18 protein-coding genes and 1 riboswitch are annotated in these 19,793 nt (G+C 71.7%); of the genes, 12 read left to right on the top strand and 6 right to left on the bottom strand.

Going from position 1 to position 19,793, the window contains the following annotated elements:
- The first annotated feature begins 130 nt into the window (after positions 1–130).
- The 4 genes from ACX27O_RS13540 (at position 131) to ACX27O_RS13555 (ending at position 4,479) form a co-directional block, all read left to right on the top strand.
- The gene (locus ACX27O_RS13540; RefSeq protein WP_030336869.1) at positions 131–1,120 is read left to right on the top strand and encodes a LacI family DNA-binding transcriptional regulator; all 990 of its coding nucleotides are present in this window, start codon (positions 131–133) and stop codon (positions 1,118–1,120) included.
- Positions 1,121–1,145: 25 nt separating this feature from the next.
- Positions 1,146–2,396 (top strand): sugar ABC transporter substrate-binding protein, encoded by a 1,251-nt coding sequence (locus ACX27O_RS13545; protein ID WP_458939517.1) that lies wholly within the window; start codon positions 1,146–1,148, stop codon positions 2,394–2,396.
- Positions 2,397–2,468: 72 nt separating this feature from the next.
- A complete protein-coding gene (locus tag ACX27O_RS13550; protein WP_030336863.1) occupies positions 2,469–3,590 on the top strand; it encodes a carbohydrate ABC transporter permease in 1,122 nt (373 codons plus the stop codon).
- 1 nt (position 3,591) lies between these two features.
- Positions 3,592–4,479 (top strand): carbohydrate ABC transporter permease, encoded by an 888-nt coding sequence (locus ACX27O_RS13555; RefSeq protein WP_030336860.1) that lies wholly within the window; start codon positions 3,592–3,594, stop codon positions 4,477–4,479.
- Between the two features lie 43 nt (positions 4,480–4,522).
- Here ACX27O_RS13555 and ACX27O_RS13560 read toward each other — a convergent pair whose 3' ends face one another.
- The gene (locus ACX27O_RS13560) at positions 4,523–5,098 is read right to left on the bottom strand and encodes a GNAT family N-acetyltransferase (RefSeq protein WP_030336858.1); all 576 of its coding nucleotides are present in this window, start codon (positions 5,096–5,098) and stop codon (positions 4,523–4,525) included.
- Between the two features lie 35 nt (positions 5,099–5,133).
- On the opposite strand from ACX27O_RS13560, the gene ACX27O_RS13565 reads away from it, so the two are divergent.
- Positions 5,134–6,408, top strand: coding sequence for a glycosyltransferase 87 family protein (locus ACX27O_RS13565; RefSeq protein ID WP_400447289.1), 1,275 nt, complete (start codon positions 5,134–5,136; stop codon positions 6,406–6,408).
- On the opposite strand, the gene ACX27O_RS13570 is transcribed toward ACX27O_RS13565, so the two are convergent.
- Positions 6,307–6,858, bottom strand: a complete 552-nt coding sequence (locus ACX27O_RS13570; protein WP_030336855.1) for a GNAT family N-acetyltransferase — start codon at positions 6,856–6,858, stop codon at positions 6,307–6,309. The two genes, ACX27O_RS13565 and ACX27O_RS13570, sit on opposite strands and share 102 nt — an antisense overlap.
- Before the next feature lie 79 nt (positions 6,859–6,937).
- Here ACX27O_RS13570 and ACX27O_RS13575 point away from each other — a divergent pair, with 79 nt between their 5' ends.
- The 5 genes from ACX27O_RS13575 (at position 6,938) to ACX27O_RS13595 (ending at position 13,162) form a co-directional block, all read left to right on the top strand.
- On the top strand, positions 6,938–8,167 hold the full coding sequence (locus tag ACX27O_RS13575; protein ID WP_210860208.1) for a winged helix-turn-helix domain-containing protein: 1,230 nt from the start codon (positions 6,938–6,940) through the stop codon (positions 8,165–8,167).
- 55 nt (positions 8,168–8,222) lie between these two features.
- Positions 8,223–8,882, top strand: coding sequence for a DUF2752 domain-containing protein (locus tag ACX27O_RS13580; RefSeq protein ID WP_309140786.1), 660 nt, complete (start codon positions 8,223–8,225; stop codon positions 8,880–8,882).
- Between the two features lie 824 nt (positions 8,883–9,706).
- The gene (thyX, locus tag ACX27O_RS13585; RefSeq protein ID WP_030336847.1) at positions 9,707–10,447 is read left to right on the top strand and encodes an FAD-dependent thymidylate synthase; all 741 of its coding nucleotides are present in this window, start codon (positions 9,707–9,709) and stop codon (positions 10,445–10,447) included.
- Positions 10,448–10,494: 47 nt separating this feature from the next.
- Positions 10,495–11,421, top strand: coding sequence for a 4-hydroxy-tetrahydrodipicolinate synthase (gene dapA, locus ACX27O_RS13590; RefSeq protein WP_030336845.1), 927 nt, complete (start codon positions 10,495–10,497; stop codon positions 11,419–11,421).
- Between the two features lie 52 nt (positions 11,422–11,473).
- A complete protein-coding gene (locus ACX27O_RS13595) occupies positions 11,474–13,162 on the top strand; it encodes a ribonuclease J (RefSeq protein WP_030336843.1) in 1,689 nt (562 codons plus the stop codon).
- Positions 13,163–13,226: 64 nt separating this feature from the next.
- Here ACX27O_RS13595 and ACX27O_RS13600 read toward each other — a convergent pair whose 3' ends face one another.
- Complete coding sequence (locus tag ACX27O_RS13600; protein WP_458939518.1) at positions 13,227–14,885, bottom strand: type III secretion system chaperone family protein; 1,659 nt, start codon at positions 14,883–14,885, stop codon at positions 13,227–13,229.
- The gene (locus tag ACX27O_RS13605; protein ID WP_358128330.1) at positions 14,882–15,361 is read right to left on the bottom strand and encodes a YbjN domain-containing protein; all 480 of its coding nucleotides are present in this window, start codon (positions 15,359–15,361) and stop codon (positions 14,882–14,884) included. Before ACX27O_RS13605 ends, ACX27O_RS13600 begins: the two co-directional genes overlap by 4 nt.
- Positions 15,362–15,474: 113 nt before the next feature.
- Here ACX27O_RS13605 and ACX27O_RS13610 point away from each other — a divergent pair, with 113 nt between their 5' ends.
- Positions 15,475–17,931, top strand: a complete 2,457-nt coding sequence (locus tag ACX27O_RS13610; protein WP_210861038.1) for an FtsK/SpoIIIE family DNA translocase — start codon at positions 15,475–15,477, stop codon at positions 17,929–17,931.
- A 66-nt stretch (positions 17,932–17,997) separates the two neighbouring features.
- Here the strand turns inward: ACX27O_RS13610 and ACX27O_RS13615 are convergent, their stop codons facing one another.
- Positions 17,998–18,243, bottom strand: a complete 246-nt coding sequence (locus ACX27O_RS13615; RefSeq protein WP_030336834.1) for a hypothetical protein — start codon at positions 18,241–18,243, stop codon at positions 17,998–18,000.
- An 82-nt stretch (positions 18,244–18,325) separates the two neighbouring features.
- The gene (gene sugE / locus ACX27O_RS13620; RefSeq protein WP_030336832.1) at positions 18,326–18,640 is read right to left on the bottom strand and encodes a quaternary ammonium compound efflux SMR transporter SugE; all 315 of its coding nucleotides are present in this window, start codon (positions 18,638–18,640) and stop codon (positions 18,326–18,328) included.
- A gap of 61 nt (positions 18,641–18,701) precedes the next feature.
- Positions 18,702–18,772, bottom strand: a riboswitch (guanidine-III (ykkC-III) riboswitch).
- Positions 18,773–18,863: 91 nt separating this feature from the next.
- Between sugE and ACX27O_RS13625 the strand changes: the two genes are divergently transcribed.
- On the top strand, positions 18,864–19,787 hold the full coding sequence (locus ACX27O_RS13625) for an ornithine cyclodeaminase family protein (protein ID WP_387219211.1): 924 nt from the start codon (positions 18,864–18,866) through the stop codon (positions 19,785–19,787).
- Positions 19,788–19,793 lie beyond the last annotated feature (6 nt).

Below are 19,793 nucleotides of genomic sequence, written 5' to 3' on the forward strand. Positions count from 1 at the left end.
CTCGGGGTGCGGGGCGGACGTCTTGACAACGCGGCCCCTGGCGGTGCAAAGTGCGAAACATTCCAGAAACTTGAACGATCCAATCCTGCCTTATCCAAATTGGATCGTTCAAGATGGCGAGAGGGATTAAGTGGCCGAAAAGGTGACCATCGCGACGGTGGCCCGGCACGCCCGAGTCAGCCGGCAGACGGTGTCCAACGTGCTCAACGCCCCGCACATCGTGCGGCAGGAGACCCGTCAGCGGGTCGAGGACGCGATCAACGCGCTCGGCTACCGGGCCAACCAGGCCGCCCGGCAGATGCGCACCGGCCGGTCCCGCCTGATCGCCGCCCGGATCGAGCCGACCCGCGACGGCATCAACGGCTCCGTGCTCGACCGCTTCCTGCACGGCCTCACCGAGACCGCCGACGCGGCCGGCTACCGGGTGCTGCTCTACACCGCCACCGACGACGAACGGGAGATCGCCACGTACGGCGACCTGCTCGGCACCTACGAGTTGGACGCGTTCGTGCTGGTCGGCACCAAGTACGGCGACCCGCGTACCCAATGGCTCGCCGACCGGGACGTGCCGTTCGTGACCTTCGGCCGCCCGTGGGACGCGCTCGACGCACACCCCTGGGTGGACGTGGACGGCGCCGCCGGCACCGCCCAGGCCACCCGGCGGCTGCTGGACGCCGGCCACCGGCGGATCGCGTTCATCGGCTGGCCGGTCGGCTCCGGCGTCGGCGACGACCGGCGGGCCGGCTGGCGCGACACGCTGCACGCGGCCGGCGTCGACCCGACCGGGCTGCACCGGGAGACCGAGGACGGCATCGCCGAGGGTGAACGTCTGATGCGTGACCTGCTCGTCGCCGTGGCGCCGAGCGCGGTGGTCTGCGCCAGCGACTCGCTCGCCCTCGGCGCCCTCCAGGCGATCCGCGGCGTCGACCCGTCCGTGTCGGTGATCGGCTTCGACGACACACCGGTGGCCGCGGCGGTCGGGCTGACCAGCGTCAGCCAGCCGCTCGGCGAGGCCGCCGCCCGCTGCGTGGACCTGCTCACCGGGGTCCTCGACGGCGACCACGAGACCCCCAGCCCCGTGCTGCTCCAGCCCTCATTGGCACTGCGGCACACCGCGTAGCCACACCCCCCCACCAGGAGAAACCATGGCACCTCGAACAATCACCCGGGCAACGGTGGCGGGCCTCGCCGCCGTCGCCCTCCTCGGCTCCGCGGCCTGCGGCAGCGGCTTCGACGACTCCTCCGGCGACACCGCCCAGTCCAGCGGCCCGGCCAGCCTGCAGATCCTCATCGGCTCGTCCGGCGAGGCCGAGACCAAGGCCGTGCAGGACGCCGCCGCGACGTGGGCCAGCAGCTCCGGCAACACCGCGACGGTGACCCCGGCCCAGGACCTCACCCAGCAACTCGGTCAGGCGCTCGCCGGCGGCACCCCACCGGACGTCTTCTACGTGGACGCGGCCCAGTTCGCCAACTACGCCAGCGTCGGCGCCCTCGAGCCGTACGGCGACAAGGTCAGCAACTCCGGTGACTTCTACGAGAGCCTGCGTACCGCCTTCACGTACGACGGCAAGCTCTACTGCGCGCCCAAGGACTTCTCCACGCTGGCCCTGCAGATCAACACGGACCTGTGGACCAAGGCCGGGCTGACCGACGCCGACGTGCCGACGACCTGGGAGCAGCTCACCGCCGCCGCCCAGAAGATCAAGGCCAAGGGGCAGGTCCCGCTGGCCCTCGGCGACACCCGGGACCGGATCGGTGCCTTCATGGTGCAGAACGGCGGCTGGCTGGTCAGCAAGGACGGCAAGCAGCCCACCGCTGACACCCCGGAGAACCTCGCCGCCCTCCAGTACGTCAAGACCATGCTCAGCACCGGGCTGGCCAAGTACCCCAAGCAGCTCGACGCCGGCTGGTCCGGTGAGGCGTTCGGCAAGGGCAAGGCCGTGATGACCATCGAGGGCAACTGGATCAAGGGTGCCCTGCAGAACGACTTCCCCAACGTGAAGTACAAGGTGGTGGCGCTGCCGGCCGGCCCCAAGGGGCAGGGCACGCTCTCCTTCACCCAGTGCTGGGGCATCGCCGCGAAGAGCAAGTACAAGGATCAGGCGATCAAGTTCGTCGAGGCGATGACCAGCAGCGAGCAGCAGATGACCTTCGCGAAGGCGTTCGGTGTCATGCCGTCCCGCCAGTCGGCGCGCGACCAGTACACCGCCGCCTTCCCGGCGGACAAGGTGTTCGTCGACGGTGCCGCGTACGCCCAGGGCCCGGTGAACGCCCCGAAGATGGACAGCGTCCTCAAGGACCTCGACACCGGTCTGCAGGGGCTGGCCAACGGTGACCCCAAGACCGTCCTGCAGAACTTCGACAAGAACGCCAAGGCTGCGCTCGGCGGCAGCTGAGGTGACGGCGGGGGCCCCGGCGATCACCGGGGCCCCCGCCGCACGTCGGCCGGAGAGAGGAAGGGAGGGAAGATGGCAACCGAGACACTGACCGCCACGGCCACCGCGACCGGGTCGAGCCCGCGCCGACGCGGGGGCGGCACCCGACGCGACGAGAACCTCGCCGGCTGGCTCTTCGTCGCCCCGGTGATCGTCATTCTGGGACTGTTCCTGCTGCTGCCCATCCTGATGGCGCTCTGGGTCAGCCTGACCGACTGGAACGGCCAGGGCAGTCCCTTCACCGGCGACGTCCCGTTCGTCGGCGCGCGCAACTACACCCAGTTGTTCACCGAGGACGGGCTGGCCCGGCGCGACTTCATGACCAGCATCCGCAACAACATCTACTACGTGGCGATCGTGGTGCCGGCGCAGACGGTGCTCGCGCTCGGCCTGGCGCTTGTCGTCAACAACCGCATGCTCAAGGGCAAGAGCTTCTTCCGCAGCGCCTTCTACTTCCCCTCGGTGACCAGCTCGGTCGCGATCAGCGTGGTGTTCCTGTTCCTCTTCGCCAACTCCGGCGCGGTGAACGCCCTGCTCGGCTTCGTCGGCATCGACGGGCCCGAGTGGTTCGCCGATTCCCGGGGCGTGCTGCACCTGCTGTTCGGCGTGTTCGGCGTCGACTCGCCACCGGCGGCGCTGGCCGACGGCGGGCCGTTCGGGCTGAGCTGGTGGGACTGGCTGGCAGGCCCGAGCGTGGCGATGATCTCGATCATCACGTTGGTCGTCTGGACCACCTCCGGCACGTTCATGCTGATGTTCCTGGCCGGGCTGCAGAACGTGCCGGTCACGCTCGACGAGGCGAGCACCCTCGACGGTGCGTCCCGGTGGCAGCGCTTCCGGTACGTCACCCTGCCGATGATCAGGCCCACCACCTTCCTGGTGCTCACCCTCGGGATGATCGGCTCCTGGCAGGTCTTCGACCAGGTGTACGTGATGAGCCAGGGCGACCCGGCCAAGACCACGCTCACCCCCGCCTACCTGTCGTACCGGACCGCCTTCCGGGACTTCGACTACGGCTCCGGCGCGGCGATCTCGTTCGTCCTGTTCCTGATCATCATCGTGCTCACGCTGATCCAGCGCCGGGCGCTGGCCGAGCGGGACACCGACCGGCCGCGCCGCGGCTGGCGGCGTCGCCGCGTACCGGAAAGGTCCTGAGATGGCCGTGCTCACCGACCGCCCGGCGGCGGTGCCCGCGCGGCGTCAGCACCGCGCGGCCCGCACCCTGGCCACCCGCTTTCTGGGGTACGCCACGCTGGTCTTCTTCGGGCTGGTGTTCCTCTACCCGTTCGTCATCCAGATCGGCAACGCGCTCAAGACCGAGCCCGACGCGGCGGCGAACCCGCTGTCACCGTTCCCGGACCCGCTCACCCTTGCCGGCTTCGAACGGATCTTCGCCGGCACCAACTTCCCGCTGTGGCTGGGCAACTCGCTGCTGGTGACGGTGCTGGTCACCCTCGGCCGGGTCTTCTTCGACTCGCTCGCCGGGTACGCGCTGGCCCGGCTGCGGTTCCGCGGCCGCAGCGGACTGTTCGCCGCCGTCATCGCGGTGATGGCGGTGCCCGGGGTGGTGCTGCTGATCCCGAAGTTCCTGGTGCTCAACCAGCTCGGCATCTACAACAGCTACGCCGGTCTGGTGGTGCCACTGCTGGCCGACGCGGCCGGCGTGTTCATCATGAAACAGTTCTTCGAGTCGATTCCGGTCAGTGTCGAGGAGGCCGCCCGGATCGACGGGGCGAGCATCTTCCGCACCTTCTGGTCGGTGGTGCTGCCGATGGCGAAGCCGGCCCTGATCACCCTCACCATCCTGTCGTTCCAGGGCTCCTGGAACGAGTTCCCGCACAGCCTGGTGTCCGTGCAGGACCCGGACCTGTTCACCCTGCCGCGCGGGTTGGCCGACCTGGTCAGCGGCTCGCTCGGCAAGGGCACCCAGTACCCGCTCAAGCTCGGCGCCGCGCTGCTGGCCACCATCCCGGTGGCGATCATCTTCGTGGTGTTCCAGCGCTACTTCGTCCGCGACGCCAACGACGGCTCGGACAAGGGCTGACCTGGTTCGGTGTGGCGGCCCCGATCTGGGTCCGCCACACCTGTCACTCGACCTTCTCGGCCGGAACGGCGACGTGCAGGCGCACCTGAGGCACCAGCATGTCGTCCACGTCGAGCGCGCGGGCCGCCCCGTCGGGCTCCCACCCGGTGCTGGTGAGGAACTTCCGGGTGGCCTCGTCGCCCTCGAACGCCCAGGCCACCGCCCGGCTCAGGCCGTCCTCCCGCCACAGGTCGACGGCGGCGGCGAGCAGCCGACTGCCGTGCCCCCGCCGGCCCCAACGCGGCTCCACCAGCAGGTCGGTCACCGCCGCCACGTCCGGGCCGAGCGCCTCGGCCGGCTCACCCGGGGCCAGGGCCTCGCCGTCGGCCGGGCCGGAGGCCGCGAACCCCACCAGATACGATTGCTCGGCCTGTTCGACGGCGACCAGCACCCGGTGCTTGCCCGAGGGCGGCTCCAGCACCGCGGCGCTCCACCGCCGGGCGAGGAACGCCTCGTCCAGGTTGTCGAGCACATGCCGAGGCAGGATCCGGCGGTACGCGACCCGCCAGGTCGCGAGTTGGATGCGTGCGATCTCGCCGGCGTCCTCGGGACGCGCCGGGCGGACGTACCCGAGAGCCATGGGACGGAAGCCTACGCAGGGCGGGGGAGACGACGGTGGCGCAGGGTGCCAACAGGACGACCGCGCAGGTCGTCGGGGTGGTGGTGCTCGCCGCGGCGGTCACCGGGTTCCTCGCCGTGGCTGCCGTCCGGCACGGCTTCTTCGACCTGAAGGTCTACTACGGTGCGTTGACCTGGTGGGTGCACGACGGCGGGGAGATCTACGACTACCTCAAGCCGGGCACCCAGTACGGCTTCACCTATCCGCCGTTCGCCGCACTGGCCATGCTGCCGATGGCGTACCTGCCGTGGACGGCGGCGATCGTGGTGAGCGTGCTCGCCAGCGTGGCCACCACCACGGTGCTGATCTGGTGGCTGGTCGACCCGATCGCCCGCCGCGCCGGCTGGACCCGGTGGTTCGCCCTCGCCGTGGCGCTCTGCCTGGCCGCCGCGTTCGAGCCGATGCGGGAGACTGTCAACTTCGGCCAGGTCAACACGCTGCTGCTCTTCCTGGTGGCGGTGGACCTGCTGCGGCTGCTGCCGGCGGGCAGCCGGTGGACCGGAGCGGGCATCGGCCTCGCCACAGCGATCAAACTGACCCCGGGCGTGTTCATCGTCTACCTGCTGGTGACCGGGCGGTGGCGGGCTGCGCTCACCGCCAGCGGCACGGCGGCCGGGGTGTCGCTGCTGGCCGCCGCGCTCTTCCCGGACGCGTCCCGGGAGTTCTGGACCGAGGCGCTGTGGAACACCGGTCGGGTGGGTGAGCTGGCCTTCGTCTCCAACCAGTCGCTGCGCGGGGTGGTCGCCCGGCTCGACCCGGAACACCCGAGCACGCTGCTGTGGCTGCTGCTGGTGCTCGGCACCCTGGCGCTCTGGGCCTGGCGGTCCCGGGCCGCCGTCGCGGCCGGCGACGAGGCGACCGGCCTGGCGCTGACCGGTGCGGTGATGTGCCTGGTCAGCCCGGTCACCTGGGTGCACCACCTGGTCTGGCTGCTGCCCGCGTTGATCCTCCTGGTGGACAACGCGATGGCCGCGCCGGCCGGCCGCCGACGGCGGGTCCTGCTGGTCGCCGCGACCATCGGGTACGCGCTGCTGATCAGCCGCACCGTCTGGTTCTGGGAGAAGGACTTCACCGGGGTGGACGGCTTCCTGGGCAGCAACGCCTACGTGTGGATCAGTCTGGCGCTGCTGGCCTTCCTGCCGATCCGCCGGTGGTTGACCCCGCACGGGTCAGCGGTCGAGGCGTCCGGCGTACCGCAGCTCGACCAGCCCGACCGGCGGGCCCCCGCCGGCCAGCGGCACCTGATAGGTCGACCGCTCACCGTCCGGTGACAGGCCGGCGCGCTCGCAGAACCGACGGGCCCGCCGGTTGTCCGCCAGCACCCACGCCCGGTACCCCGCCCAGCCGCGCTCGGTGAGCCCGCTCCGGGCCGCGTCCAGCAGCGCGGCGGCGGTCCCGTCACCCCAGCGGGCCGGCTCCACGTAGAGCGCCACCACCTCGCCGACCGTCTGGTCCAGGTCGTCCCGGTCCTGGTTGCGGCGGTACGGCCCGAAGGTGGTGAAGCCCACCACCAACCCGTCCACCTCGCCGAGCAGTGTGGTGAACGGGTGCTCCGGATCGGCGGTGCCGACGTCGCGACGACGCTGCGCCCAGGCCACCACGTTGAGCCGCCCAAGCACCTCGTCCGGCATGAAGCCGGCATAGCCCGCCTGCCAGCCGTGCACGTGCACCCGGGCGACCGCCTCGGCGTCGTCCGGCTCCTCCCGACGGATGGTCAGCATTGCACCGTTCTATGCCTCGTTGGTCGTCACGTCCAGCTTCCCGCACCGGCGTCGTACCGATGAATTAAGGTCGCCGACGATGACCACACCGGAATCACTCTCGCTCGCCCAGGCCCGCCGCGTGGCGCTCGCCGCACAGGGCTTCGCCGACCCGGCGCCGACGGGTGTGCCCACTCGCCGGCACCTGCGTCGGGTGCTGAGCCGGGTCGGGCTGATCCAGATGGACTCGGTCAACGTGCTGCAACGCGCGCACTACCTGCCGCTCTACAGCCGACTCGGGCCGTACCCGACCACACTGCTCGACCAGGCCGCCTACCGGCGCCCGCGGGAGCTGTTCGAGTACTGGGGCCACGAGGCGTCGTTGGTCCCGGTCGAGCTGCACCCGTTGCTGCGCTGGCGGATGGCCCGCGCGCACAGCGAATCCTGGGGCGGCATGCGGCGGATCGCGCAGGAGCAGCCGGAGCTGGTCGCCTGGGTCCGCGACGAGGTGGCCGCCCGGGGGCCGCTGACCGCCGCCGAGATCGAGCACGACGCCCCCCGGGAGACCGGCAACTGGGGGTGGAACTGGTCGGCCGTCAAGCGGGCCCTGGAGTTCCTGTTCTGGGCCGGGGAGGTGGCCGCCGCCGAGCGCAGCACCTCGTTCGCCCGCCGCTACGACCTGCCCGAGCGGGTGCTGCCGGCGGCGGCGCTGGCCGCGCCCACTCCGAGCGACGCCGAGGCGTACCGCACGCTGGTGGCCCTCGCCGCGCGGTCGCTCGGGGTGGCCGCCGAGCCGGAGTTGCGCGACTACTTCCGGTTGCCGTTGGCCGGCGCCCGGCAGGCCGTCGCGGAGCTGGCCGAGGCCGGTGAGCTGGTGCCGGTCACCGTGGCGGGCTGGCGACAGCCGGCGTGGCTGCACGCGTCCGCCCGGCTGCCGCGCTGGGTGCGCGGCAACACACTGGTCAGCCCCTTCGATCCGTTGATCTGGGAACGTGCCCGCACCGAGCGGCTGTTCGACTTCAGCTACCGGATCGAGATCTACGTCCCGGCGCCACAGCGGGTCTACGGCTACTACGTGCTGCCGTTCCTGCAGGGCGACCGGTTCACCGCCCGGGTCGACCTCAAGGCCGACCGCAAGGCCAAGGTGCTGCTGGTCCCGGCCGCCTGGCTCGAGCCCGGCGCCGACCCGGGGGAGACCGCGGTGGCGCTCGCCGCCGAGCTGTACCGGCTGGCCGGCTGGCTCGGCCTGGACGCGGTGGCACCGCCCGCGGCCGGCGACCTGGCCGGTCCGCTCACCGCCGCGTTGGCCGGCGTGTCCGGTGTACCGTGAGCGCGTGACGAGCGTTCCCGGACCGGTCGACAAGCCGCAGCCCGCCCCCGGGGCGGTGCACCAGGCCGCCCTGGCCGACGGCGGTCCCGGAGACGCGGGTCCCGACGGCTCGGGTTCCGGCGGCTTCGGTCCGCACGGTGCGGCTCCCGACGGGCTCGGTCCGCACGGTGCGGGTTCCGGCGGCTTCGGTCCGCACGGCGCGGGTCCCGGCGGGGCGGGTTCGGAGGGTTGGCCGGCGACCCCGCCGGGCGGTTACCCGGCACCCGAGCCGGACCGGCTCACCCGGTTTGTGCTGCGGCTCTACGAACGCTCCCCGCGCTGGGCGGTGCCGCTGGCCGCGGTCGGCTGCGTCGCCGTCGGTATGAGCTACGCGCTGCTCAGCAATCCGACGCACGCCGACCCGGATGCCGCGCCCACCTGTCTGCTCAAGTTGACCACCGGGTTGGACTGCCCGGGCTGTGGTGGCACCCGCGCCCTCTGGTACGTGCTGCACGGGGACCTTCCGGCCGCCGCCCGACACCACTTCGTGTTCATTTTCGCGCTGCCGTTCCTGGCGTACCTCTTCGTGGCCTGGGCAGGAAGTCAGGCGTTCGGGTGGCGAATGCCCGAGCTGCGGATCAGCTCGAAGGTCATCGGCGGCTTCCTGGCCGCATGGCTGGCCTTTTCGGTGCTCCGCAACCTGCCCTGGGCGCCGTTCACCTCGCTCTACGTCTGACCCCGTCGTCGCCCGACGCGCTGGTGCGCCGAGGTGCGCCATCGCCCGACGCGCTGTCCCGGCGTTCCTCGTCACTCATCCGCACACCCTCCGTCGTCTCCGTCCCGTCCGCTGGTGCCCCGATGCTCCAGCGCGTAGATGTAGGGCTGGCATGCGTTGTTCGGCGTCCTTTGGAGCTGATCCGTTTACGACATCACGGGCCTCCTCCGCCGGTCGCCACTTGATCGACTCGGCATTCAGAAAACGGGGCCATCCAGCCGACCCAGACACCCCGACTTACAGAAACGCGAGTCGATCACCAGTAGGCAGCCGGCAACCGCCGTCGCGGCGCACCGCGGCCGACGCATTTCGCCCCGGGATCGTGCTCGATCCTGGATGTAGTGGTGTCAGGCGCGGGGGATGCCACTACATCCAGGACGTTGCGTGATCTTGTGGGTGGAGCGGCTGCCGGGCCGCTCGGGCCGCTCGGGCCGCTCGGGCCGCTCGGGCCGCTCGGGTCGTTCGGGCGCGCTCGTCAGGTTGGGAGCCCGTCCTCGGTAGAGAGACGTGCCTGGTCGAGAGAGCCCGATCCACCGCGCTGATGTCGCAAACGATTCAGCTCCAGAGGACGCCGATGGAACTGCCCGCCCCGACCCCGGGCCCAGCAACGATGACGCCGGACGCCGGACGCCGGACGCCGGACGCCGGACGCCGGACCGGCCCCCTGGATCCCGGCCCGGGCTTCGGCGGCGGCGCCACCACTGCCTGAGTGATCGACATTGCACGGGGCGCGCCTGAGTTGGGCCGACCGGCACCGCACCACTACAGTCCCAGGAATGCCGGACATGGTGCAGCCCCAGGTCAAGTTGATCGCGTGGACCCAATTCGCGGCCCCGGACGACGTGCCGTGGTCGACCGACGCGGAGGGTGGCCAGGCACTCGCGGAGTTCGCCGGTCGGGCCTGCTACCAGTCGTGGAAGAAGCCGAACCCGGCGACTGCCACCAACGCCGGCTACCTGGCGCACATCCTCGAGGTGGGTCACCTCAGCGTGCTGGAGCACGGGTCGGTCACCTTCTACTTCACCGGGGTGTCCCGCTCCTTCACCCACGAGCTGATCCGGCACCGGCACTTCTCGTACTCCCAGCTGTCCCAGCGGTACGTCCCGGAGCGGGACGCGGCCATGGTCGAGCCGGCGGTCATCGCCGACGACCCCGAGCTGCACAAGAAGTTCGTGGAGGCGGCCGAGGCGAGCGTTCGGGCGTACACCGAGTTGCTGGAGGGCCTCGAGCAGCGCTTCTCCGACGAGCCGAACCCGACGCTGCGCCGCAAGCAGGCCCGGCAGGCTGCCCGGGCGGTGCTGCCCAACGCCACCGAGACCCGGATCGTGGTCTCCGGCAACTACCGGGCCTGGCGGCACTTCGTCGCGATGCGGGCCACCGAGCACGCCGATGTGGAGATCCGTGAGCTGGCCGTGGAGTGCCTGCGCCAGCTGCAGGGTGTCGCCCCGAACGTGTTCGCCGACTTCGTGATCTCCACGCTGCCGGACGGCACCGAGGTGGCGGCCAGCCCGCACGAGGCGTCCTGAGCCCTTCCCCGGCAGGGCCCGGCTGGTCGTCCGCTAGGTTGGAGGGTATGACGCACGACCACCTCGACGCCGCGGCCCGACCGGCGTCCCGCCCTTTCGGCCGGCTGCTGACAGCCATGGTGACCCCGTTCACCCCCGACGGTTCCCTCGATCTCGACGGCGCCGCCCGGCTGGCGAGCCACCTGGTCGACGAGCAGGGCAACGACGCGCTGGTGGTCAACGGCACCACCGGTGAGTCGCCGACGACCACCGACGCGGAGAAGGAACACCTGATCCGGGCCGTGGTGGAGGCCGTCGGTGACCGCGCCAAGGTGGTCGCGGGCGTCGGCACCAACGACACCCGGCACACCATCGAGCTGGCCGCCGCCGCCGAGAAGGCGGGTGCGCACGGCCTGCTGGTGGTCACCCCGTACTACAACAAGCCGCCGCAGAGCGGGTTGCTGCGCCACTTCACCGCGGTCGCCGACGCCACCGGCCTGCCGGTGATGCTGTACGACATTCCGCACCGCTCCGGCGTGCCGATCGACACCGAGACGCTGGTCCGGCTCGCCGAACACGGCCGGATCGTCGCGGTCAAGGACGCCAAGGGCGACCTGACCGCGACCAGCTGGGTCACCAGCCGCACCACCCTCGCCTTCTACAGCGGCGAGGACGCGCTCACCCTGCCGGCGCTGGCCGTCGGCAGCGTGGGCGTGGTCGGCACCTCGACGCACTTCACCGGGGCGCTGACCGCACAGATGATCGAGGCGTACGACGCGGGGGACATGCCGACCGCGCTGTCCCTGCACCGGCGGCTGCTGCCGCTGTTCACCGGCATCTTCCGTACCCAGGGCACGATCCTGGTGAAGGCGGGCCTGGCGTCGCTGGGCCTGCCGGCCGGCCCGGTGCGACCCCCGCTCGTGGACGCCACCGACGACGAGATCGCCCAGCTGCGCGCGGACTTCGCGGCAGCGGGCCTGGAGCTGCCCGAATGAACGAACGAAACGATGGACGTCGAGTGACGGCGTCGCAGAACGAGGTGGACGCGTGACCGAGGCGCACATCGGGGCGGAACTACCCCCGCCGTTGCCGGAAGGCGGCCTGCGGATCATTCCGCTCGGCGGGCTCGGCGCCATCGGTCGGAACATGACCGTCTTCGAGTACGACGGCAAGTTGCTGATCGTCGACTGCGGGGTGCTGTTCCCCGACGTCGAGCAGCCGGGTGTGGATCTGATCCTGCCCGACTTCGGCCCGATCCTGGACCGGCTCGCCGACGTCCAGGCGATCGTGCTGACGCACGGCCACGAGGACCACATCGGCGCGGTGCCGTACCTGCTCGCCCACAAACCCGACATCCCGCTGGTCGGCTCCCAGTTCACCCTCGCCCTGGTCGAGGCGAAGTTGGCCGAGCGGCGGATCCAGCCGTACACGCTGACCGTGCGGGAGGGTGGCCGCGAGCGGCTCGGCCCGTTCGAGTGTGAGTTCTTCGCTGTCAACCACTCGATCCCGGACGCTCTCGCGGTGGCCATCCGCACCCCCGCCGGCCTGGTGCTGCACACCGGCGACTTCAAGATGGACCAGCTCCCCCTGGACGGTCGGATCACCGACCTGGCCGGCTTCGCCCGGCTCGGCGCCGAAGGCGTCGACCTGCTGCTGTCCGACTCCACCAACGCGGAGATCCCCGGCTTCGTCACCCCGGAGCGGGAGATCGGGCCGGTGCTCGACTCGATCTTCGCGAAGGCCAAGGGCCGGATCATCGTGGCCTCGTTCGCCTCGCACGTGCACCGCGTGCAGCAGGTCTTCGACTCCGCCGCCGAGCACGGCCGCAAGGTCGCGCTGATCGGCCGGTCCATGGTCCGCAACATGGGCATCGCCCGGGACCTCGGCCTGCTCAACATCCCGGCCGGCCTGGTCATCGGGATCGAGGAGGCGACCACGCTGCCGCCGGAGCAGATCGTGTTGATGTCCACCGGTTCGCAGGGTGAGCCGATGAGCGCGCTGGGCCGGATGGCCAGCGGCGACCACCGGCACATCACCATCGCCCCCGGCGACACGGTCGTGCTGGCCTCGTCACTGGTGCCCGGCAACGAGACCTCGGTCTACCGGGTGATCAACCGGCTGGCCCGGGCCGGCGCGGTGGTCGTGCACAAGGACGTGGCCAAGGTGCACGTCTCCGGGCACGCCCCCGCCGGGGAGCTGCTCTACCTGCTCAACGTGGTCCGCCCCAGCAACCTGATGCCCGTGCACGGCGAGTGGCGTCACCTGCGCGCCCACGCCCGGCTCGGCATCGAGTCCGGGGTCGCGGCCGACCGGGTGGTGCTCTGCGAGGACGGCGACGTGGTCGACCTGGTCGAGGGCCGCGCCAGCCTGGTCGGGCACGTGAAGAGCCGGTACGTCTACGTGGACGGCCTCGCCGTCGGTGACGTCAGCGAGTCGTTGCTCACCGAGCGGCGGATCCTCGGTGACGGCGGTTTCATCGCCACCACCGTCGTGGTCGACTCGGTCACCGGCAAGGTGGTCGCCGGTCCGACGCTCTCCGCGAAGGGCTTCTCCGAGGACCCGGAGGCGTTCAACCCGGTGGTGCCGCTGGTCACCGAGGCGCTCAACCGGGCCGCGGCCGACGGGATCACCGACCCGCACCAGTTGCAGCAGATCGTCCGGCGGACCGTGGGGCGGTGGGTCAACGACAAGTACCGTCGTCGGCCGATGATCGTGCCCACCGTCGTCGAGGTCTGAGCGACGTCCGCTGACGCCGGTCCACCCGAACGGGGTGGGCCGGCGTTCGCCGTGTTCGGGGCGGTCAGGGCAGCGCGGCGACCGCCTCGGCGTACGCGACGCCGGTGGCGATGGCGGCGTCCATGAGGACCCGCAGCTGCGCCGGGGCGACCCCGTGCGCCAGGTCGGTGGCCACGTCGCCGGCAAGCACCAACTCGTCGCCGAGGTCGTGCGCGTACGCCTTGGGCAGCAGCCGGTCGTGGTTCCACGCGTTGCAGAAGGCGTACGCCTCGGCGCGGCGGGCCGCCGGCAGCCGACGGTTGGCCATGGCTCGGGCGTGCAGCACCTCACCGCGCTCACCGGCCCGCCGGAACTGGATCACCGCACCGTCCCAGTGGCCGACCACCGTCCCGCCCTCGTCCAGCACGTACCGGTCGCCGCGCCCGTCCAGGACGGCGGTGATCATGGTGAGGGAGAGCGCGGACACCTCGCGTTCACCCAGCTCGGCCTCGACGTCGCGGCGGTCGGTGTCGGGATCGTCGAGCCCGGCACCGTCGTCGTCGGTGGGCAGCGGAACCAGCGCCGCGAGGGGGCGCTCGGCCAACCAGGCGGCCATCCGTCCGGAGTGGTGCCCGGTCCCGTTGCGCGCGTCGAAGCTGCCGGCCAACTCGCTGGCCACCCCGAGCAGCAGCGCCCCGAGCGAAGCCACGTCCAGCTCGGTGGCGGTCCGCTCGCCGTACGCCGGGCGGGGCATCGTCCGCCCGCCGAGCCCTGCCTCCACGGCCAGCGCACAGACCAGGGCTCCGGCGGCGGCGAACTCCATGGCGGCCAGATCGTCGGTCGGCCGGTCCAACCGGGGCAGCTGCTCGGCCAGAATGGCCAGGCCGCGTTCCAGGTGCCCGCCCAGCGCGCAGAACCGCAGGTGCGCGGCGAGGTGCCCGAATGCCGCCCGCTCGTGCCGGTGCCGGCGGTAGGCCCGCACGTGTGCCGCCGCCGCCCGCGCCGGCTCGCCGGTACGCAGCGCCGGCAGCAGACCGGCGACCAGGTCCCGCTCGGGCTGGTCGGTGCAGGACCGTGGATCGCCGTCGGATGCGTCGAGTTCGGTGAGCGCGGCGCTCCACTCGCCCCAACCGGCCAGCAGCTCGGCACGCCGGGCCGAGGCGCAGCCCGGGCAGCCGCCGGCCGGGCCGGGCCGTTTCCCGGACCACCGCTCGTACCAGTGCCGGGCGGTGGGCTCGTCGCCCAGGTGATCGGCGATCCGGCAGTGCAGCTCCGCGACGGTCGGTGTGTCCGGGCCGTCCGCCCCGACGCGGTGGGCCAGGTCGTGCAGCAGGGACCGGGTCTGGTCCAGCCCGACCCTGGGGGTCCCGAGCAGTGCCTCCACCGCGTACCGCTGGTAACGCAGCAGCAGCCCGTTCTCCGCGTCGGTGAGGAGGTCGGGCCGGTGGTCGGCGGCGGCCCGGCAGCGCCGGACCGGCTCGACCAGCCGCCACCGCTCCCCGTGCAGCAGATACGCCTCGATCAGCGCGAACCGGGCGTCCATCCCGGACCGGACGTCGCCGGCCCCGTCGGCGCGTTCGGCGAGCCGTTCCAGGGCCACCTGCCGGGCCGGGCCGTCGGGGAGGTCCCGGGCGTCGGCGAGCGCGGCCTCCAACGCCGGTACGCGGCCACGGGCGAGGCGGTCACCGGGACCGGTGGGTGGCGTGCCGGTGCGGTTGCCGGTGGACTCGTCCCGGCCGGTCACGACGGCACCGCGCCGGGCAGTCGACGGACCGCCACGGCCAGCTGGCAGCCGGTGGAGATGCCACAGTCGAGCAGTTGGTCGAGCTGGTGGGGGGTCACCCCGCGTTCCAGGTCGGTGATCACCTCGCCGTACACCCGGGCTCGACCGTCGTCGTCGACGTGCACGAACGCCTTCGGCCAGAGCCGGTCGTGGTTCCAGGAGTTGCAGAACGCGTACAGGTCGGGAACCCGTTCGATGCCGAAGGTCGGATCGACCATGGTGCGGATCTGGAGCAGCTCCCCGTCACCGCCGACGCGGAGGAACCAGATCATGTTGTCGTCGAAGAGGCCCACCAGGTCGCCGTCGGGTGTCGGGCCGACGGACCGGCCACGGGCAGCGAGCACCGCGGAGACCAGGTCACCGGTCAGCGGACGCAGTGCGCCAGGGTGGCCGGCCAGTGGATCGTCCGGATCGCCCTCGAGTTCCGGCGACGCCATGGGGCATCCCTTCTGAGGCGGATATCACGACCGGCGGTGGGGTTCGTGTTACGACGCGCGGACACGACCCGGAAAAGCGGGGATCTGCCCGGCCCCACCGTTACCGTGACTCTATGGCGGGCCGTACCTCTCAGGCGAGCCGGCGGCGCGGCGCGTCGCCGCGCGGTGGCACCAACAGTCGTGCCCGTCAACCGGCGAAGAAGACCCGGGCACCGGTCCGACGGCGCACCACGCCGCCCCGACCCGGCCCCGCGGTCTACGTCGGCCGCGCGATCGGTGCACTGTGGATGGGGCTGGCCCACGGGATGGGCTGGGCCGTGCGCGCCGCCGGGCGGCAGGCCGCCTCGGCCCGTGACCTCGACCCGGAGCACCGCCGGGACGGCGCCGGGCTGCTCATGTTCGGGCTCGCCCTGCTCTCCGCCGTGGCGCTCTGGCTGTCCGGAGCGGGGCCGGTGGGCGCGCGACTGGCCGACACGATCCGGCTGTTCCTGGGCGCGATCTCGGTGGTCGTACCGGTGCTGTTGATGATCGGGGCGTGGCGGCTGATGCGTCAGCCGGCGGACCCGGAGCACCGCGGCCGCGGGTTGATCGGTTGGGGTTCGCTGCTGGTGTCGACGGCGGCGTTGCTCCAGATCGGCCAGGACCCGGTGGACACCGTGGAACGTGACTTCGCCGGCGGCCTGATCGGCGCGGGCGTCGGTGGGCTGTTGGAGCGGGCGGTGACCGCCTGGGTGGCGGTGCCGCTGCTCGTCCTGTTGCTGCTCTTCGGCCTGCTCGTGGTGACCGCGACGCCGATCAACAAGATTCCCGAGCGGCTGGGTCTGCTCGCCGGCGGGCTGGTGGGCGCACCGGAGACCGACGAGGAGGTCGACGAGCCGGTCGCGAAGCCGGCCCGCAAGCGACCGGCCAAGCGGATGCCCCCACCACTGGACCCGGACGACTTCGAGGACCTGGACGGCGCTGACCTCCAGGAGACCATGGTGCTGCCGCGCAAGGCTCCGGCGAAGGTGCCGGCGAGCCGCAAGCCGCCGGTCGAGCCGCCGGAGCACTCGCCGGCGCCGACCCGGGCCGAGCAGCTCGCGTTGACCGGGCTGGCCGGGGACTACACCCTGCCGCCGGCCAACATGCTCAGCGCCGGGGCCGCCGCGAAGACCCGCAGCAAGGCCAACGACGAGGTGATCGCCGCGCTGACCGGCGTGTTCGACCAGTTCGATGTGGACGCCGCGGTCACCGGCTTCACCCGTGGTCCGACCGTCACCCGTTACGAGGTGGAGTTGGGCCACGGCGTCAAGGTCGAGCGGATCACCCAGCTGTCCCGCAACATCGCGTACGCGGTGAAGTCGCCGGACGTCCGGATCCTCAGCCCGATCCCGGGCAAGAGCGCCGTCGGTGTGGAGATCCCGAACACCGACCCGGAGAACGTCGCCCTCGGTGACGTGCTGCGCTCGCGGGCGGCGACCAGCGATCACCACCCGATGGTGGTGGCGCTCGGTAAGGACATCGAGGGCGGCTACGTGGTGGCCAACCTCGCCAAGATGCCGCACATCCTGATCGCCGGCGCGACCGGCGCGGGCAAGTCGAGCTGCCTCAACACCCTGCTGGTCTCCATCCTCACGCGGGCCACGCCGGACGAGGTCCGGCTGCTGCTGATCGACCCGAAGCGGGTCGAGATGACCGGCTACGAAGGCATCCCGCACCTGGTCACCCCGATCGTGACCAACGCCAAGAAGGCGGCCGACTCGCTGGACTGGGTGGTCCGCGAGATGGACATGCGCTACGACGACCTCGCCGCCAACGGGGTCCGGCACATCGACGACTTCAACCGCAAGGTCCGCAACGGCGAGATCAAGGCCCCGCCGGGCAGCGAGCGGGAGATGCGGCCGTACCCGTACCTGTTGGTGATCGTGGACGAGCTGGCCGATTTGATGATGGTCGCGCCGCGCGACGTGGAGGACTCGGTCGTCCGGATCACCCAGCTGGCCCGGGCCGCCGGCATCCACCTGGTGCTGGCCACCCAGCGCCCCTCGGTGGACGTGGTGACCGGTCTGATCAAGGCGAACGTGCCGTCCCGACTGGCGTTCGCCACCTCCTCCCTGGCGGATTCCCGGGTCATCCTCGACCAGCCGGGCGCGGAGAAGTTGCTCGGTCGTGGTGACGGGCTCTTCCTGCCGATGGGCGCCTCCAAGCCGGTCCGCATCCAGGGCGCCTGGGTCACCGAGCGCGAGATCGCCGACGTGGTGAAGTTCTGCAAGGACCAGCGGGAGCCGGAGTTCCGGCCGGACGTGCTGGCCCCGGTGCAGGAGAGCAAGAAGAAGATCGACGAGGACATCGGCGACGACCTCGACCTGTTGGTGCAGGCGGTGGAGCTGGTGGTCACCTCGCAGTTCGGCTCGACCTCGATGCTCCAGCGCAAGTTGCGGGTCGGTTTCGCCAAGGCGGGCCGCCTGATGGACCTGATGGAGACCCGGGGGGTGGTCGGGCCGTCCGAGGGGTCGAAGGCGCGCGACGTGCTGGTCAAGCCGGACGAGTTGGACGAGGTCCTGGGCGGCCTGCGCGGCGACGTGGACTGACCGACAGCCGACCCCGGACGCACGACGGGCCCGCCGGTAGCCGGCGGGCCCGTGACGGGGAAGAGGTCAGTTGTTGATCAACGCGCCGATGATCACCAGGCTGATGATCGCGGCGACGACGCTCGCCACGGCGGCGTACCAGCCCAGCGGCTTGTCGCCCAGCACGGCGCCGACGACGCCCGCGATGACGCCGAGTACGCCGAAGATGATCGGGTTGAGCAGCAGGGCCAGGACCGCGAAGACGAAACCCACGATGGTGACGATGCGGGCGGCGTTGCTGCGGGGACGGGCGGTGCTCGGCATGTCGGCCATGTCTTCCTCCGGTTGAGAGCCTGTCGTGACAGATCGATCACTACCCACTGGTGGGGCCGGTCACGCCTGCCGTCGGGACACCTCAGTGGAAGATTTTCAACCCGATCACGCCCGCGACCACCAGCAGCAGGCAGAGGATCCGGGGCAGGCTCGCCGACTCGCCGAGCGTCAGCATCCCGACCAGTGCGGTGCCGACCGCGCCGATGCCGACCCAGACGGCGTAGCCGGTGCCGACGGGAATGTCCCGCAGCGCGTACGACAGCCCGGCCATGCTCAGCAGCAGGGTCACCACGAACACCACGGACGGGATCAGCCGGCTGAAACCGGCGCTGCGGTCCAGGGCGATCGCCCAGGCCGTCTCCAGCAGTCCTGAGATCACCAGCACGAGCCAGGCCATCGTTCACCTCACCGGGAGCGCCCGGGGCTGCCGCGCCGGGACGAGTCGAGTCTGCACGTCACGCGGGGCGTCTTGGCCTGACCGGGTACGCCCACCACTCGTCCGGAGTGACCACGAGCATCCGGCCACCGGGTCCGACGCTAGCACCGCCCCGGCGCCGTGGCGGTGACCACCGCCACGCTCCGTTGACCTCTACCTGACTTCAACATGCACTATCGCCAGCATGACCCTGCTCTACGCCGACCCCGAGGTCGCCGCCACGCTGGACGCCGCCGCCACGGTCGACGCCATGCGCGCCGCGCTCCTGGCCGCGTACGAGGGACGCCTGATCGCACCGCCCCGGGCCGCCGCACCGCTGGACGGCGGGCGGATGGTGCTCACCGCCGGGCACCTGGTCGGCGAGTGGTACGGCTTCCGCTCGTACGACACCTTCGGTCACCCGCAGGGCGAGCAGTTGGTGGTGCTGCACGACGCCCGGACCGGGGCGGTCCGGGCGGTGGCTGTCGGCGAGGAGCTGGGCTCCCGTCGTACCGGCGGGTTGGGTGGTGTCGCTGTCGACGCGCTGGCCCGGTCCGACGCCGCCACCCTCGGTGTGATCGGCTCCGGCCGGCAGGCGTGGACCCAGGTCTGGGCCGCCGCCGCGGTCCGCCCGCTACGCGAGGTGGTGGTGCACAGCCGGTCCGCCGCTCGCCGGGAGACCTTCGCCACCCGGGTCCGTGCCGAACTGGGCGTGCCGGCCCGCGCGGTGGCCGACCCGGGCTCGGCCGTCGCCGGGCGGGACCTGGTGGTGCTGGCGACCACCAGCCCGACCCCGGTGCTGCGCGCCGCCGACCTCAGCCCCGGCACCCACGTCAACGCGGTCGGCTTCAAGCAACGCGACCGCAGCGAGTTCGGCACCGACCTGCTGGACACCGCCGATCTGCTGGTCACCGACTCACCGGTCCAGGCGGTCGACTACCAGCCGCCGATGCTCGCCGCCACGCCCCCGTACCTCGGGCGGTTGCGCGACCTGGGCGGCGTCCTGGCCGGCGCGGTCCCCGGCCGGACCAGCGCGGACCAGGTCTCGGTCTTCTGCTGCACCGGCCTGGCCGGCACCGAGGTGTTCCTGCTCGACGCGCTGACCCGGGTGGCCGCCCCGGCCCGCTGACCGGGC

Source organism: Micromonospora sp. SD19 (genome assembly GCF_054462275.1).